Origin of the sequence: Streptomyces sp. R44, from assembly GCF_041053105.1 — a bacterium.
Classification (GTDB): Bacteria; Actinomycetota; Actinomycetes; order Streptomycetales; family Streptomycetaceae; genus Streptomyces.
The window spans coordinates 6,118,072-6,132,829 of the sequence record NZ_CP163444.1 but is presented as its reverse complement, the minus strand read 5'-3'; the positions used below and the strand labels follow the sequence as shown (position 1 = coordinate 6,132,829).

Annotated in this window: 16 protein-coding genes and 1 riboswitch; of the genes, 1 reads left to right on the top strand and 15 read right to left on the bottom strand. The window is 70.9% G+C overall.

What is annotated here, in order from left to right; translation table 11 throughout:
* Positions 1-16: 16 nt before the first annotated feature.
* From AB5J54_RS28650 to rpsB, 7 genes are all read right to left on the bottom strand, one after another.
* On the bottom strand, positions 17-1,111 hold the full coding sequence (locus tag AB5J54_RS28650; protein ID WP_369146782.1) for a thiamine ABC transporter substrate binding subunit: 1,095 nt from the start codon (positions 1,109-1,111) through the stop codon (positions 17-19).
* 80 nt (positions 1,112-1,191) lie between these two features.
* A riboswitch (TPP riboswitch) is annotated at positions 1,192-1,301 on the bottom strand.
* Positions 1,302-1,330: 29 nt separating this feature from the next.
* Complete coding sequence (rlmN, locus tag AB5J54_RS28645) at positions 1,331-2,443, bottom strand: 23S rRNA (adenine(2503)-C(2))-methyltransferase RlmN (RefSeq protein WP_030690627.1); 1,113 nt, start codon at positions 2,441-2,443, stop codon at positions 1,331-1,333.
* Positions 2,444-2,615: 172 nt separating this feature from the next.
* On the bottom strand, positions 2,616-3,719 hold the full coding sequence (locus tag AB5J54_RS28640) for a phosphatidate cytidylyltransferase (RefSeq protein ID WP_369146781.1): 1,104 nt from the start codon (positions 3,717-3,719) through the stop codon (positions 2,616-2,618).
* On the bottom strand, positions 3,719-4,276 hold the full coding sequence (gene frr, locus AB5J54_RS28635) for a ribosome recycling factor (protein ID WP_030690629.1): 558 nt from the start codon (positions 4,274-4,276) through the stop codon (positions 3,719-3,721). Before frr ends, AB5J54_RS28640 begins: the two co-directional genes overlap by 1 nt.
* A gap of 94 nt (positions 4,277-4,370) precedes the next feature.
* On the bottom strand, positions 4,371-5,135 hold the full coding sequence (gene pyrH / locus AB5J54_RS28630; protein WP_352020822.1) for a UMP kinase: 765 nt from the start codon (positions 5,133-5,135) through the stop codon (positions 4,371-4,373).
* A gap of 163 nt (positions 5,136-5,298) precedes the next feature.
* Entirely contained in the window at positions 5,299-6,135 is an 837-nt protein-coding gene (gene tsf / locus AB5J54_RS28625; protein WP_369146780.1) for a translation elongation factor Ts, read from the bottom strand.
* A gap of 111 nt (positions 6,136-6,246) precedes the next feature.
* Complete coding sequence (gene rpsB / locus AB5J54_RS28620) at positions 6,247-7,119, bottom strand: 30S ribosomal protein S2 (RefSeq protein WP_369146779.1); 873 nt, start codon at positions 7,117-7,119, stop codon at positions 6,247-6,249.
* Between the two features lie 256 nt (positions 7,120-7,375).
* On the opposite strand from rpsB, the gene AB5J54_RS28615 reads away from it, so the two are divergent.
* Positions 7,376-7,834, top strand: a complete 459-nt coding sequence (locus AB5J54_RS28615) for a murein hydrolase activator EnvC (protein ID WP_369146778.1) — start codon at positions 7,376-7,378, stop codon at positions 7,832-7,834.
* Positions 7,835-8,095: 261 nt separating this feature from the next.
* On the opposite strand, the gene AB5J54_RS28610 is transcribed toward AB5J54_RS28615, so the two are convergent.
* The 8 genes from AB5J54_RS28610 to lepB form a co-directional block, all read right to left on the bottom strand.
* On the bottom strand, positions 8,096-8,662 hold the full coding sequence (locus AB5J54_RS28610) for a TetR/AcrR family transcriptional regulator (protein WP_369149485.1): 567 nt from the start codon (positions 8,660-8,662) through the stop codon (positions 8,096-8,098).
* A gap of 53 nt (positions 8,663-8,715) precedes the next feature.
* Positions 8,716-9,552, bottom strand: coding sequence for an RNA polymerase sigma factor WhiG (gene whiG / locus AB5J54_RS28605; protein WP_041131468.1), 837 nt, complete (start codon positions 9,550-9,552; stop codon positions 8,716-8,718).
* A gap of 240 nt (positions 9,553-9,792) precedes the next feature.
* Positions 9,793-10,962 carry a DNA-processing protein DprA gene (dprA, locus tag AB5J54_RS28600; protein WP_369146777.1) on the bottom strand — a complete coding sequence of 390 codons (1,170 nt, stop codon included), beginning with the start codon at positions 10,960-10,962 and terminating at the stop codon, positions 9,793-9,795.
* Positions 10,959-12,572, bottom strand: a complete 1,614-nt coding sequence (locus tag AB5J54_RS28595) for a YifB family Mg chelatase-like AAA ATPase (RefSeq protein ID WP_369146776.1) — start codon at positions 12,570-12,572, stop codon at positions 10,959-10,961. Before AB5J54_RS28595 ends, dprA begins: the two co-directional genes overlap by 4 nt.
* A gap of 1 nt (position 12,573) precedes the next feature.
* Complete coding sequence (locus AB5J54_RS28590) at positions 12,574-12,939, bottom strand: YraN family protein (RefSeq protein WP_369146775.1); 366 nt, start codon at positions 12,937-12,939, stop codon at positions 12,574-12,576.
* Between the two features lie 122 nt (positions 12,940-13,061).
* On the bottom strand, positions 13,062-13,370 hold the full coding sequence (locus AB5J54_RS28585; RefSeq protein WP_005311352.1) for a DUF2469 domain-containing protein: 309 nt from the start codon (positions 13,368-13,370) through the stop codon (positions 13,062-13,064).
* Positions 13,371-13,425: 55 nt separating this feature from the next.
* Positions 13,426-13,941: an NUDIX hydrolase gene (locus AB5J54_RS28580; RefSeq protein ID WP_369146774.1), complete on the bottom strand. Its 516-nt coding sequence runs from the start codon at positions 13,939-13,941 to the stop codon at positions 13,426-13,428.
* Positions 13,938-14,705 (bottom strand): signal peptidase I, encoded by a 768-nt coding sequence (gene lepB / locus AB5J54_RS28575; RefSeq protein WP_369146773.1) that lies wholly within the window; start codon positions 14,703-14,705, stop codon positions 13,938-13,940. Before lepB ends, AB5J54_RS28580 begins: the two co-directional genes overlap by 4 nt.
* Positions 14,706-14,758 lie beyond the last annotated feature (53 nt).

The window sequence follows — 14,758 nt, the reverse complement described above, 5'->3', positions numbered from 1 at the left end:
CCCTTGAGGTCGCGGGTCACTTCAGGACGAGCGACGACCACTGCTGGATCCACGGGTCACGCTTCTCGGCGATCTTCTCGGGCGCCATGGTCTCCGGCTTCTCGATCACCACGCCGTGCTTGGTGAAGAGCTCCGGCAGGGCCGCGTCCTTCGCCACCGGGTTGACGAACATCTGGAGCGGCATGTCCTCCTGGAACTTCTTGGAGATCAGGAAGTCGATGAGCGCCTTGCCGCCCTCGGGGTTCTTCGCGCCGTTCAGCAGGCCCGCGAACTCGGTCTGCCGGAAGCAGGTGCCGGTGGAGACACCGGTGGGCGCCACCTTCGGCTGCGGCTCGCCGTACAGCACCTCGGCCGGAGGGCTGGAGGCGTACGAGACGACCAGCGGCCGGTCGCCCTTGGCCTGCTTGCCGCCGGCCGAGCCGGAGAACTCCTGGTTGTAGGCGAGCTCCCAGCTGTCGACGGTCTTCACGCCGTTGGCCTTGAGCTTCTTCCAGTAGTCCTGCCAGCCCTCGTCGCCGTACTTGGCGGCCGTGCCGAGGAGGAAGCCGAGGCCCGGGGAGGACCGCTCGGGGTTCTCCACCACGAGGAGGTCCTTGTACTCCGGCTCGGCGAGGTCGTCGAAGGTCTGCGGCGGGGCCAGCTTCTTGTCGGCGAAGTACTTCTTGTCGTAGTTGACGCAGATGTCGCCGGAGTCGATCGGGGTGACCCGGTGCTCCTTGTCCAGCTGGTACGCGGCGGGGATCCGGTCCAGGCCCTTCGCCTCGTACGGGACGAAGATCCCGTTGCTCAGGGCGCGGGAGAGGAGCGTGTTGTCGACGCCGAAGAAGACGTCACCCTGCGGGGAGCCCTTGGTGAGGATCTCCTTGTTGACGGCCTCACCGGCGTCGCCGCTCTTCAGCACCTTGACCGTGAAACCGGTCTGCTGGGTGAAGTCCGCGAGCACCTCCTTGGAGGCGTTGAACGAGTCGTGGCTCACCAGCGTCACCGTCTTCGGCGCGGGCTGGTCGGTCTTGCCGGCCGAGCCCCGGACGTCGTCGGTGCCGCACGCGGCGAGACCGGTGATGCCGAGCGCCGCGACGAGCGCGGCGGCGGCGGCCTTCTTGATGCTCACTGGATTCCTCCTGGGTATGACCAGGAAGAGACGCGGCCCTGCCCACGTCCGGCGGACCGGGCGCGGGCAGGGCGCAACAGCTTGAGTTACGACCGAACTTCCTACCCAGAATGACCTGGGCGAGGTTCAGAGGGTCTGCGGTCTACGGTTACCGCACTCTCAGCGCTGTGGCGCTCCCCTGTCGGAATATGGAGATGTGTTCGAGCTCAGACTACAAGGTCAGCGCTCGGCGGCCGCGAGCTGTCCACAGGCACCGTCGATCTCCTGACCGCGGGTGTCCCGCACGGTCACCGGCACGCCGTGGCGGGCGATCGCCTCGACGAAGGCCTTCTCGTCCTCCGGGCGGGAGGCCGTCCACTTCGAGCCGGGCGTCGGGTTCAGCGGGATCAGGTTGACGTGCACCCGCTTGCCCTTGAGGAGGCGGCCGAGGAGGTCGCCGCGCCAGGCCTGGTCGTTGATGTCCCGGATGAGGGCGTACTCGATGGAGATCCGGCGCCCGGACTTCTCCGCGTACTCCCAGGCCGCATCGAGGACCTCGCGGACCTTCCAGCGGGTGTTGACGGGCACGAGGGTGTCGCGGAGCTCGTCGTCCGGGGCGTGCAGCGAGACGGCGAGCCGGCACTTGAAGCCCTCGTCGGCGAAGCGCAGCATCGCGGGGACGAGGCCGACGGTGGAGACGGTGATGCCGCGCTGCGACAGCCCGAGCCCGTCCGGCTCGGGGTCCGTGAGCCGCCGGATGGCGCCGACGACCCGCTTGTAGTTGGCGAGCGGCTCGCCCATGCCCATGAACACGATGTTGGAAAGGCGCGCCGGTCCCCCGGGCACCTCCCCGTCGCGCAGGGAACGCATGCCGTCCACGATCTGGTGCACGATCTCGGCGGTCGACAGGTTCCGGTCGAGCCCCGCCTGCCCGGTCGCGCAGAACGGGCAGTTCATGCCGCAGCCGGCCTGCGAGGAGATGCACATGGTCACCCGGTCCGGGTAGCGCATGAGCACGGACTCCACGAGCGTGCCGTCATGCAGCCGCCACAGGGTCTTACGGGTGGTGTCGTCGTCGCACGAGATGTGCCGCACCACGGACATCAGGTCGGGCAGCAGCTCGCCGGCCAGCTTCTCCCGCGAGGCGGCCGGGATGTCGGTCCACTCGGCGGGGTCGTGCGCGTACCGCGCGAAGTAGTGCGTGGAAAGCTGCTTGGCGCGGAACGGCTTCTCGCCGATCGCGGCGACGGCCTCCTTCCGCTCGGCGGGCGAGAGGTCGGCCAGGTGCCGCGGCGGCTTCTTGGCTCCGCGGGGGGCGACGAAAGTGAGTTCTCCGGGCACTGGACGGGCCACGATCGGGTGTCTCCTCAGACGGCACGAGGTCTGGCATCCCCGCGACGGCGGGGAGCGCGGCATCACGATGCCGAAGCCAGGAGACCTCACTGGACCGTCCTCGCGGCGGCGAGGACGACGGAAGGGCCCGCAGCGCACGCGCCACGAGCCCTTCCAGAGTACCCGCTGTCCGTCAACCCGTTCCGACGAAGATCGCCATCAGCAGCCACACCACCGGCGCCGTCGGCAGCAGCGAGTCCAAACGGTCCATGATGCCGCCGTGGCCCGGCAGCAGCGTGCCCATGTCCTTGATGCCCAGGTCGCGCTTGATCATGGACTCGCCGAGGTCGCCGAGCGTCGCGCTCGCCGCCACCGCGAGGCCGAGGATCAGGCCCTGCCACCAGGCACCCTCGTCGATCATGAACTCCATGCACAGCGCGCCCGCCGCCATGGCGAAGGTCACCGCGCCGAGCAGGCCCTCCCGGGTCTTGCCGGGGCTGATCCGCGGGGCCAGCTTGTGCTTGCCGAAGCGCCAGCCGACCGCGTACGCCCCGGTGTCGCTGACCACGGTCAGGATCAGGAAGGTCAGCACCCGCTGCGGCCCGTCGTCCGCGGTCAGCAGCATCGCCACGAACGTCGCCAGGAACGGCACGTAGAACGCGGCGAAGACCCCCGCCGTGACGTCCTTCAGGTAGCCCTCGGGAGGCTCCGTCATCCGCCAGACGAGCACCGCGAGCGCCGTCAGGGCCATCGCCACCCAGGCGCCCTCGGCGTCCCGGACGTAGCCGGCGACGACCATCGCCGCGCCGCCGACCGCGAGCGGCACCAGCGGCGCCTTGATCGCCTTGCGCTCCTGGAGGCGGGAGGTGAGCTCCCACAGGCCGACGACCACCGCGACCGCTATCACGCCGACGAACGCCGGCTTCCAGATGAACAGCGACGCGATGATGACGGCACCGAGACCGACCCCGACCCCTATGGCCGCGCCCAGGTCGCGCCCCGCGCTCTTCTTCTGCCGTGGCGCCGTCGGCGCGGGCGGCGGAGGCGGGGTGGGGCTGGACATGGGCTCCTGCGGGTGCTCGTGCGGCGTCTCGTCACGGAACAGGGGACCGCTCGGGTGAGCGGCCCCCCGGCCGTGACCGTCCTGGAATCCGCCGGCGGGAACGTCGGGCACGATGGGCATGGGCCGAGTCTGCGCCGCCTGATGCCGATCGTATGCGGGACCCGCCGGGGCAGGCCCCTGGTCGGGTCCGCCGAGGCCTGAACCGGCCGGCGCCCCCCAGGAAGAGTCGTTCATCAGACCTCGAGCAGCTCGGCTTCCTTGTGCTTGAGCAGCTCGTCCACCTGCGCGACGTACTTCGCGGTGGTGTCGTCGAGCTCCTTCTCGGCGCGGCGGCCCTCGTCCTCGCCGACCTCGCCGTCCTTGACGAACTTGTCGATGGTCTCCTTGGCCTTGCGGCGCACCGAGCGGATCGAGATCTTCGAGTCCTCGGCCTTGCCCTTGGCGACCTTGATGTACTCCCGGCGGCGCTCCTCGGTCAGCTCGGGGAACACCACGCGGATGATGTTGCCGTCGTTGCTCGGGTTGACGCCGAGGTCCGAGTCCCGGATCGCCTGCTCGATGTTGCGCAGCGCGCTCTTGTCGAACGGCGTCACCACGGCCATGCGCGGCTCCGGGACGGAGAAGGACGCCAGCTGGTTGATGGGGGTGATGGCACCGTAGTAGTCGGCCACGATCTTGTTGAACATCGCCGGGTGCGCACGGCCGGTGCGGATCGCGGCGAAGTCCTCCTTGGCGACCACGACGGCCTTCTCCATCTTCTCCTCGGCCTCGAGGAGGGTCTCTTCGATCACCACTTGCTCCTGCGTGTCGTCGCGTTGTGTCCTGCACGGTGTACGACCGGCAGGGCTCTGTCCATCCCCTTGCGGGGCGGTTCCCCGGTTCGGGTCAGGCCCGGGTGCCCTGGTCGCTCACGAGCGTGCCGATCTTCTCACCCTTCACCGCGCGAGCGATATTGCCCTCGGTGAGCAGTTCGAAGACGAGGATCGGGAGGTTGTTGTCCCGGCACAGGGTGATGGCGGTGGCGTCGGCGACCTTGAGGTCGCGGGACAGCACCTCGCCGTACTCGAGGGCGTCGAACTTGACCGCGTCGGGATTGCGCTTCGGGTCGGAGTCGTAGACGCCGTCCACGCCGTTCTTGCCCATGAGCAGGGCCTCGGCGTCGATCTCCAGGGCGCGCTGGGCGGCGGTGGTGTCCGTGGAGAAGTACGGCATGCCCATGCCCGCACCGAAGATGACCACGCGGCCCTTCTCCAGGTGGCGCACGGCGCGCAGCGGGATGTACGGCTCGGCGACCTGGCCCATGGTGATGGCGGTCTGGACGCGCGAGTCGATGCCCTCCTTCTCCAGGAAGTCCTGGAGGGCGAGGCAGTTCATCACGGTGCCGAGCATGCCCATGTAGTCGGAGCGGGCCCGGTCCATGCCGCGCTGCTGGAGCTCGGCACCGCGGAAGAAGTTGCCGCCGCCGATCACGATCGCGATCTCCGCGCCGTCGCGGACGACGGCCGCGATCTCACGCGCGATGGCGTGCACGACGTCGGGGTCGACGCCCAGGCCGGTACCGCCGGAGAAGGCTTCTCCGGACAGCTTCAGCATGTAGCGGCCGGCCTTCTTGCCGTTGTTGTCGTCGCCCTGTACGGCGCCCTGATTCATGGAGATCTCCTCGTGCACATACGAAGGAGGCCATTGCCTTGGGTCCTCTCGGTATCCCGTACGGCAATGGCCTCCTCGTCAGATCTGCGGTCGTCCTGCGCGGGCGTGGACGACTGCCTCAGACCCTACCGGGGTCCGGTGTCCGTCGCGTCTGCGTACGGACTCAGATGCCGACCTTGATGCGGGTGAAGCGCTTCAGGGTGACACCGGCCTCGTCCAGGACCTTCTGGACGGACTTCTTGTTGTCAAGGGCGTACGGCTGGCCGAGCAGCGTGGCGTCCTTGAAGAAGCCGTTGACGCGACCCTCGACGATCTTGGCGATCGCGGCCTCGGGCTTGCCCTCGGCGCGGGTGGTCTCCTCGGCGATGCGACGCTCGGACTCGACGACCTCGGCCGGAATGTCTTCCTTGGTGAGGTACTTCGGCGCGAAGGCGGCGATGTGCTGGGCGATGCCCTTGGCGACGTCGGCGTCGGCCTTGTCGAACTCGACGAGGACACCGATCTGCGGCGGCAGGTCGGGCATCGTGCGGTGCATGTACGCGTAGACGAAGCCGTCGGCGTACTGCGCGAAGCGGTCGAGGACGATCTTCTCGCCGAGGTTGGCGTTGGCCTCGTCGACGAACGCCTGCACGGTCTTGCCGGCCTCGATCTCGGAGGCGAGCAGGGCCTCCAGGTCGGCCGGGGCGGTGGCGGCGACGTGCTCGGCCAGCTGGGCGGCGACGGCCTGGAACTTGTCACCCTTGGCGACGAAGTCCGTCTCGCACTTCAGCTCGACCAGGACACCGGAGGTGTTGTCGTCGGCGATGAGGGAGACCACGGCGCCGTTCTCGGCAGAGCGGCCCTCGCGCTTGGCGACGCCCTTCTGACCCTTGATACGGAGCGCCTCGACGGCCTTGTCGACGTTGCCGTCGGCCTCGTCCAGGGCCTTCTTGCAGTCCATCATGCCGGCGCCGGTGAGCTCGCGGAGCTTCTTGACGTCAGCGGCGGTGTAGTTCGCCATGAGTCTGTTTCTCTCTCGAAGTCTGAAAGATCGGGCGGGTCCACGGGTGGACGGCGGGGGCTTCGTGGGCCCCCGCCGTCGTCACCCGAAGATCCTCAGGGTCCTGAAGGGTCAGGCCTGCTCGGCGTCCGCGGCCGGAGCCTCGGCGGCGGCCTCGGCCGGAGCGGCCTCGGCGGCGGGGGCCTCGGCGGCCTCGTCGGCCTTCTTCTCACCCTCGAGCAGGTCGCGCTCCCACTCGGCGAGCGGCTCGCCCTGGGCCTTCTCGCCCGGCTTCGAGTCGCCGGTCGCGGCGCCGGAACGGGCGATGAGGCCCTCGGCGACGGCGTCGGCGATCACGCGGGTGAGCAGGGTGACGGAGCGGATCGCGTCGTCGTTGCCCGGGATCTTGTAGTCGACCTCGTCGGGGTCGCAGTTGGTGTCGAGGATCGCGACGACCGGGATGTGGAGCTTGCGCGCCTCACCGACGGCGATGTGCTCCTTCTTGGTGTCGACGATCCAGACGGCGCTGGGCACCTTCTGCATCTCGCGGATACCACCGAGGGTCTTCTCCAGCTTGGCCTTCTCGCGGGAGAGGACCAGGAGCTCCTTCTTGGTGAGACCCGAGGCGGCGACGTCCTCGAAGTCGATCTGCTCGAGCTCCTTGAGGCGCTGCAGACGCTTGTAGACGGTGGAGAAGTTGGTGAGCATGCCACCGAGCCAACGCTGGTTGACGTACGGCATGCCGACACGCGTCGCCTGCTCGGCGATGGCCTCCTGGGCCTGCTTCTTCGTACCGACGAACATGATGGAGCCGCCGTGCGCGACGGTCTCCTTGACGAACTCGTAGGCGCGGTCGATGTACGACAGCGACTGGAGCAGGTCGATGATGTAGATGCCGTTGCGCTCGGTGAAGATGAAGCGCTTCATCTTCGGGTTCCAGCGACGGGTCTGGTGACCGAAGTGGACGCCGCTCTCCAGCAGCTCCCGCATCGTGACGACGGCCATGGCCATCTCCTTGGTTTTCTCGGTTTTGTGTTCCTGACGCCCCGGCGCGCCATGCCCCAGAGGGACCGAAAGGCGCTGCCACCCGCCGCAAGGACTGGTGGCGGGGCGTGCGAAGTCGACCCGGTGACCCGAGTCGCCATAGGAAGTGTACGGGACCCTGGGAGCGCCGGGTGACGGCACTGTCCACAGCGGGCGAGCGATCCACAGATGTCGCCCTGGACCCCCACGGACCGGGCGCCCGGGAAAACCTTCCCCCATGCACCTGACGATGCTGCTCGCGATGCTGACCCTGCTCTGGCCGGTGGGCCCTCCCCCGCCGGAGATCCTCCGCGGCTGGGAGCCCCCGCCGGGCCCGTACGCCGCGGGTCACCGCGGTGTGGACCTCGCCGCGCCGCCGGGCACCCCGGTCCTCGCACCGGCGGCGGGCACGGTCACGTTCGCCGGCCCGGTGGGCGGCCGCGGCGCGGTCACCCTCACCCTCCCGGGCACGGGCACTCCCCCGCTCCGCACGACGTTCACCCCGGTGACCCCCCTGGTCCCCCAGGGCACCCAGGTCTCACCGGGCACCCCGATCGCCGAGGTCACGGAGAACCCCCACTGCCCGAAGACCTGCCTCCACTGGGGCCTCCTGAAGGGCGAGACCTACCTGAACCCCCTGCCCCTGACGCACCGCCCCGCGTCACGGCTCCTCCCCGTCACCCGGGGCGCCCCCTAGTCCCACCAGAACGACCAGTGGCCCCGCCCGACGAGGCCCGCGGCGTACTCGGGGAACGGGGTGGGCGGGTCGTCGACGATGTTCGGGCGTCGGCGTCGGGTCCGACCAATACGGCAGTAGCCGGCGGCGGTGGTCGGCGAAGTCCTCGGCGAGGACCACCTCCAGCCGGACGGCGTCGACGCGCTCCGGGCCGAGTGGCTCGGCCATGGCCTCGGGGTCGCACAGGAGGGGAACCACTGACACGGCCGACCGGCCGAGGGGTCAGTGCGTGGGGCCGGAGACTCCGTGGAGGGCCATCGTGACCGCTGCTTCGGCGATCACCGTGGGGTCTTCGGCCGCGCCGAGTTCGATGCGGCGGACGGCGGCGTCGACGACGCCCTGGAGGAGCATGGCGCCCAGGCGGGGCTGGGGCTGGCCCAGGGCGGCGAGGGCCTCGACGATCATGGCGACGAGGCCGCCGTGGGCCGCGCGGATCTTCTCGCGGGCGCCGTCGTCCAGCTCGCTCGCCGAGATGGCGACGACGGCCCGGTGGCGCCGGTCCCCGACGAGGTCCAGCTGGGTGCGGACGTACGCCTCGACCTTGCCGCGCGGGGTCTCGGCACCGGCCATGGCGGCCTCGACCTCGGCCGCCCAGACCGGGAAGTCGACGGCGCAGAGCTCTTCGACGACGGCGGCGCGCGAACGGAAGTACTCGTAGACCGACGAGCGGGCCAGGCCCGTGCGCTCGGCGAGGGCGGGGAAGGTCAGCGCCTCCGTACCCCCCTCGGACAGCAGGGAACGCGCGGCGTCCAGGAGGGCGCCGCGCTGCATGGTCCGGTGCTCGGCCACGGAGGCCGCTCGAATCCTGGGCACGGATCCACTGTACGACCGGCCCGCAAGGGTCAGCGGCCGACGTCGGCCAGCTTGGCCCGGAGCTGGAGGACGGACTTGGTGTGGATCTGGCTGACGCGGCTCTCGGTGACGCCGAGGACGTGGCCGATCTCGGCGAGGGTCAGGCCCTCGTAGTAGTAGAGCGTGACGACGGTCTTCTCCCGCTCGGGGAGCGTGTTGATCGCACGGGCGAGCAACCGGCGCAGCTCGCGGTCCTCGGCGACCTCGACGGGGTTGTCGGCGGCGGTGTCCTCCAGGGTGTCCATGAGGGAGAGCCGGTCGCCGCCCTCGCCGCCGACGTGCAGCAGCTCCTCCAGGGCGACCACGTTCGCCAGGGACAACTGGCTGAAAACCGCGTGCAGTTCCTCCAGCGTGATCTCCATCTCCGCGGCGACCTCGCTCTCGGAGGGTGTCCGGCGGAGCTGCGCTTCGAGGGTGGCGTAGGCGCGCTCGACGTTGCGGGCCTTCTGGCGGACGGAGCGCGGGATCCAGTCCAGGGCGCGGAGTTCGTCGATCATGGCGCCGCGGATGCGGGTGATGGCGTACGTCTCGAACTTGATCGCCCGCTCGACGTCGAACTTCTCGATGGCGTCGATGAGCCCGAAGACCCCGGAGGAGACGAAGTCGGCCTGTTCCACGTTGGACGGCAGCCCCACGCTGACCCGTCCCGCGACGTATTTGACGAGCGGCGAGTAGTGCAGGATCAGCTGCTCCCGCAGCCGCTCGTCGCCGGTGTCCTTGTACGAGCGCCACAGCTCGTCGAGGGAGGTCGGTGCGGGCGGTCGCACGGTGCCCCGGGCCGCTGGGGGCACCGCAGCGCGGTCAGACCCGGAGGTGTGCTGGGGCATGCGTTGCCTTGAGCCGTTCTGCTGTCGGGTGTGTCGGTGTGGGTGTCCTGGAGGGAATCCTGGTGAGCGTAGCGTGAGTGTGCTGTCGCGGTGAGCGAACATCGGCGGATCGCGCCGCTCCGGGTGGACGCCGTCGGCCACATCTTCGAACCCGGGCCGTGGCGCGTGTCGGCCCCTCGGGTGCGGTCGAGAGAACTGGCTTGTTCATCGGCCTTCACCTTTTCACTCGAATGCGCCAGGTCAAGTACCGCCTCGCCGCGCGTTCGACGCTTCTGTCGCGGTGTTCGTCAACTGCCAACCGTCCCCGTGCCGTTCGAGGAAGCCGAGCGAGTGGAGTTCGTACAGCTTGGCGAGGGTGTCGTCGGGGGTGGTTCCGGCACGGCGGGCGATGGCGGTGGTGGGCGTGGGACCTCGGGCGGGGACCGCTTCGAGGACGTGCGCGGTGGCGGGGGCGAGGAGGTCGCGGGGCAGGACGGGGCCCCGGCGCGCCGGGGCGAGCTGTCCGATGTCCCCGACGAGCTCGATGATCTCGTCGGCGTCGGTGACGAGGGTGGCGTCGCCGCGCAGGAGTTCGTGGACGCCTGCGGAGAGTGCGCTGGTGACGGGGCCGGGGACGCCCATGGTGTGGCGGCCGAGGCGGGTGGCGGCGCGGGCGGTGACGAGGGAGCCGCTGCGGTGCTGGGCCTCGACGACGACGGTTCCGCGGGTGAGGGCGGCGATGACGCGGTTGCGGAGGATGAAGCGGCTGGGGGTGGGGTGGCTGTCGGGTGGCAGTTCTCCGACGACGAGGCCTTGTTCCGCGATGCGCCGGATGAGTCGGTCGTGGCCGCGGGGGTACGGGGTGTCGACGCCGCAGGCGAGGACGGCGACGGTGGCGCCGCCGGCGGCGAGGGTGCCCCGGTGGGCGGCGCCGTCGATGCCGTAGGCGGCCCCGGAGACGACGACCCAGCCCTGTCGGCTGAGGCCGGCGGCGAGGTCGGCGGCGGTGTGGGCGCCGTACGGGGTGCAGGCGCGGGCGCCGACGAGGGCGACGGAGCGCAGGGCCCAGGCGCGCAGGTCGGCCGGGCCCCGGACCCAGAGGCCGATGGGGCGGGCGTCGCCGAGGTCGTCGAGTTGACGTGGCCATTCGGTGTCGCCGGGGACGAGGAAGCGGCCGCCGAGTCCGTGGACGGTGTCGAGGTCGTGGCCGGGGCGGGCGGCGAGGGCGCGTTGCCGCCAGGAGGTGAGGCGTCCGGCTCCGGTGCCGGGGAAGGGGCCGGGGTCGTCCCCGGCACGGAGGAGGCGGTCGAGGAAGCCGGTGGCGCCGTACTGGCGGAGCCATCGGCCGGCGTGTTCGTCGCCGGGTTCGACGGCGCGGCTGAGGGTCGCGCGGGCCAGGTGCTCGTCGGTGGGGCCGGGTGTGGTGGTCATGCGGGCTCCCCCGCTCCGACGGGCACGCCGCGGGCGACGCCGGTGCGCAGTTCGAGGGCGAGGGCGATGTCCTGGCTGTCGGGCCGGTCGTGGCCGTTCAGGTCGGCGACGGTCCAGGCGACGCGCAGGACCCGGTCGAGGCCGCGGGCGGTGAGCAGTCCGCGTTCGACGTCGCGTTCGGCGATGGCGAGGGCTCCGGGCGCGGCGAGGTAGCGGGTGCGGAGTTCGTGTCCGGGGATCTCGCTGTTCACCCTCCAGGGGGTGTCGGCGAGGCGCGCGGCGGTCCTGGCCCGGGCTTCGTGGACGCGGGCGGCGACGGTGGCGGTGGTCTCGCCGCGGCCGCCCCGCCCGAGGAGGTCCTCGCGGGTGACGGGTTCGACTTCCAGACGGAGGTCGACGCGGTCGAGCAGGGGTCCGGAGAGCCGCGCCTGGTAGCGGCGGACGACGGAGGCGGGGCATTCGCAGCCTGCGCCGTGGAGGGTGTGGCGGCCGCAGGGGCAGGGGTTGGCGGCGAGGGCGAGGAGGAAGCGGGCGGGGAGGCGGACGACTCCGGCGGCGCGGGCGATGACGACGTGCCCGGATTCGAGGGGCTGACGGAGGGCGTCGAGGGCCTTGCCGGAGAACTCCGGGGCCTCGTCCAGGAAGAGGACTCCTCGATGAGCCAGGGAGACGGCGCCGGGCCTGGGGAGGCCGTTCCCGCCGCCGACGAGGGACTGCATGGTGGCGGAGTGGTGGGGCGCGCAGTAGGGCGCGCGGCGGACGAGGGGTTCGCCGGGAGGGAGGATGCCGGCGACGGAGTGGACGGCGGTGACCTCCAGGGATTCCTGTCGGGTGAGCGGCGGCAGGATGCCGGGGAGACGCTCGGCCAGCATGGTCTTTCCCGCGCCGGGCGGGCCGGAGAGCAGCAGGTGGTGGCTGCCGGCGGCGGCGATCTCCAGGGCGAGGCGGGCACGGTGCTGGCCGGCGACGTCGGCGAGGTCGGGTCCTTCGGTGGCCTCGGCGGCGAGTCCGGTGCCGAGGCAGGCGCCGGGGACGAGCAGTCCGGCGAGCATGGCGTCGGGCCGGCCGTCCTCGTCGGCTTCCTCGTCGGGGACGGGTTCGTCGGTGAGGACGGCGATCAGCTGGCGGAGGCTGCGGACGCCGAGGACGGAGACCCCGGGGACGAGCGAGGCCTCGCCCGCGGTCTGTTCGGGGACGACGACCTGGCGGTATCCGGCGTCGGCGGCGGCGAGGACGGCGGGCAGGACACCGCGGACGGGCCGGACGCGCCCGTCGAGGCCGAGTTCGCCGATGAGGACGAGGTCGGCGATGGCCCGCGGATCGATCCGCTCGGCGGCGCCGAGGACGGCCGCGGCGACGGCCAGATCGAATCCCGAGCCGCCCTTCGGGACGGATGCCGGGCTGAGGCCGACGGTCAGCTTCTTCTGGGGCCATTCGGCGCCGGAGTTGACGACGGCGGCGCGGACCCGGTCGCGGCTCTCGCTGAGGCTCTTGTCGGGGAGGCCGACGAGGGTGAAGGCGGCGACGCCCGGTTCGAGGTCGGCCTGGACCTCGACGACGACGCCTTCGACGCCGACGAGGGCGACGGAGCAGGTACGGGCGAAACCCATCTCAGGCCACCCCCTGGGCGTGGGTGAGGACGGGGGCGCCCTTGTACGGCAGGACGATGCCGACGAGGTCGATGCGGACGCCGCCGGCGGGGGCCGGGGTGTCGTTGCGGTCGAGCCAGCAGGCGGCGAGGCGGCGTAGCCGCTCGGCCTTGCGGGGTGTGACGGCGGCCATCGGGTGTTCGTAGGCGCCGTCGCGCCGGGTCTTGACCTCGCAGATGACGAGGGTGTCGCCGTCGCGGGCGACGATGTCGATCTCGCCGGTCCGGCCGCAGCGCCAGTTGCGGGCGAGGATGTGCATGCCGGTCGCGGTGAGCCGGCGGGTCGCCAGCTCCTCCCCGTACCGTCCGAGGGCTTGGGTCCTGTTCATGCGGTACCACCTCCGTCACCGACTGTGACGGAGTGCGGAGGGCCGCGTGCGGCGCTGTGGACGGCCGGGAGGCTGTGGAAAACGGCCTCACCCCCGAGGGTGAGGCCGCCCGAAGGATGACGTCAGCTGCCGGGAAGTTCGAGGTCGCTCTTGTTGAGCTCCTCAATGTTCACGTCCTTGAAGGTCAGCACACGGACCTGCTTCACGAACCTGGCGGGCCTGTACATGTCCCAGACCCAGGCGTCGGCCATGCTGACCTCGAAGAAGACCTCGCCCTGGACCGAGTGCACCTGCATCTCGTAGTCATTGGTGAGGTAGAAGCGCCGCTCGGTCTCGATCACGTATTTGAACAACCCGACGACGTCGCGGTACTCCCGGTAGAGCTTCAGCTCCATCTCGGTCTCGTACTTCTCGAGGTCCTCGGCGCTCATGGCATGTTCCCCTTCAGCCGTGCGTCCCCCTATTGTGCGCCAGTCGTACGCGCCCCTAAACGATTTCCGGGGCGAGAACCACCGGTGCACTCGGAGGTCCCTCGTCGAGCAGCGTGCGCAGCAGCTCGGCGAGTCTGGTCGGGTACACCGTCTCACGCGCCGCCGACAGTTCGGCGGAGGTCCACCATCTCAGGCCCGCGAGGCTGCGGGTCTCCAGTTCCGTGAGGGCCTGCGGCCGGGGCGCGGCCTCGGTCCCGCGGGTGCGGGCCAGGTAGTACCACTCGTCCTGGTCCCAGCGGCGCCCGTCGAAGGGGAAGGAGCAGTACCGCTTCCAGAGCACCGGGCCGAGCTCGACCTCGGTGATGCCGGTCTCCTCCGCGAGTTCGCGCAGGGCCGCCTCCTCCCGGGTCTCGTCGCCCTCCAGGCCGCCGCCCGGGGTGAACCACCAGGTCTGGTCCGGGTCGTCGGGCTCGTAGCCGTGCAGGAGCAGGATGCGGTCGTCGGGATCGAGCAGCACGACCCGCGCGACCTGCCGCGCGACGAGCCCCGCTTCCGGAGCCGTGTCCGTCATGCCCCCACCTTCTCCCTCGCGCCCGGCCTCGGCCCCCCGGACCGACCCCGGCCCAGGCGGCCGACCACCGGACCGTACGCGGCTCCCGCGAGGATCAGCACGGTGCCGGCCGTGATCGCCGTGAGGAGCGCCTTGAACGGGCCCGGTCGCGAGATGCCGCCCGGGAGACCCGCGAAGCCCTCGGCGGGCTCCAGACGGCCCTTGGCGGGCCAGACGACCGCGTCCACCCTGCCGACGACCGTGGAGCGGGGCACGGAGCCCTGTCCGGCCTCCTCCATGTGCGTACGGGAGTCGAGCGAGGTGTGCCGGTCGTCGCCGAGCAGGAAGAGGTTGTCCCGGGGGACGGTCACCGAGAAGTCCTGGCCCGAGGCGACGGTCCGGCCGCCGGGTCCGGGCCGCAGGTACGGCTCGTCGACCGGCTTCCCGTTCACGGTGAGCCGCCCGTCCCGGTCGCAGCAGGCGACGGTGTCACCGCCCACGGCCGCGACCCGCTTCACCATGGGCGAAGAGCCCCAGAGCGGGTCGACGAAGACGACGACGTCACCGCGCCGCACCTCGTCGCCGTCGATCCGCTGGGCGAGGATCTTGGAACCGACGTCGAGGGTGGGGGTCATGGAGTCGGTGGGGACCGTGTACGGCTGGTAGAGCACCGCGCCCCAGACGAATCCCCCGAGGAAGAGCACACAGCCGACGGCCACGGCCAGCCCCGACAGCACGCTGCCGAGGCGGCCGCGGCCGCCCTTGGTCCGTATGGTTCCGCTCATGTGCGCACCCCGTAGGTCTGTCGGCGGACCGTAGCCCTGTCGACGGTCCGGGA

Excerpts from the sequence above, each read along its gene's own strand:
- AB5J54_RS28590 (WP_369146775.1), bottom strand. The coding sequence starts at position 12,939 with ATGAACAGGACCCAAGCCCTCGGACGGTACGGGGAGGAGCTGGCGACC.
- tsf (WP_369146780.1), bottom strand. The coding sequence starts at position 6,135 with ATGGCGAACTACACCGCCGCTGACGTCAAGAAGCTCCGCGAGCTCACC.
- rpsB (WP_369146779.1), bottom strand. The coding sequence starts at position 7,119 with ATGGCCGTCGTCACGATGCGGGAGCTGCTGGAGAGCGGCGTCCACTTC.
- pyrH (WP_352020822.1), bottom strand. The coding sequence starts at position 5,135 with ATGAATCAGGGCGCCGTACAGGGCGACGACAACAACGGCAAGAAGGCC.
- AB5J54_RS28640 (WP_369146781.1), bottom strand. The coding sequence starts at position 3,719 with ATGAACGACTCTTCCTGGGGGGCGCCGGCCGGTTCAGGCCTCGGCGGA.
- lepB (WP_369146773.1), bottom strand. The coding sequence starts at position 14,705 with ATGAGCGGAACCATACGGACCAAGGGCGGCCGCGGCCGCCTCGGCAGC.
- whiG (WP_041131468.1), bottom strand. The coding sequence starts at position 9,552 with ATGCCCCAGCACACCTCCGGGTCTGACCGCGCTGCGGTGCCCCCAGCG.
- AB5J54_RS28580 (WP_369146774.1), bottom strand. The coding sequence starts at position 13,941 with ATGACGGACACGGCTCCGGAAGCGGGGCTCGTCGCGCGGCAGGTCGCG.
- dprA (WP_369146777.1), bottom strand. The coding sequence starts at position 10,962 with ATGACCACCACACCCGGCCCCACCGACGAGCACCTGGCCCGCGCGACC.
- AB5J54_RS28585 (WP_005311352.1), bottom strand. The coding sequence starts at position 13,370 with ATGAGCGCCGAGGACCTCGAGAAGTACGAGACCGAGATGGAGCTGAAG.
- AB5J54_RS28615 (WP_369146778.1), top strand. The coding sequence starts at position 7,376 with ATGCACCTGACGATGCTGCTCGCGATGCTGACCCTGCTCTGGCCGGTG.
- AB5J54_RS28595 (WP_369146776.1), bottom strand. The coding sequence starts at position 12,572 with ATGGGTTTCGCCCGTACCTGCTCCGTCGCCCTCGTCGGCGTCGAAGGC.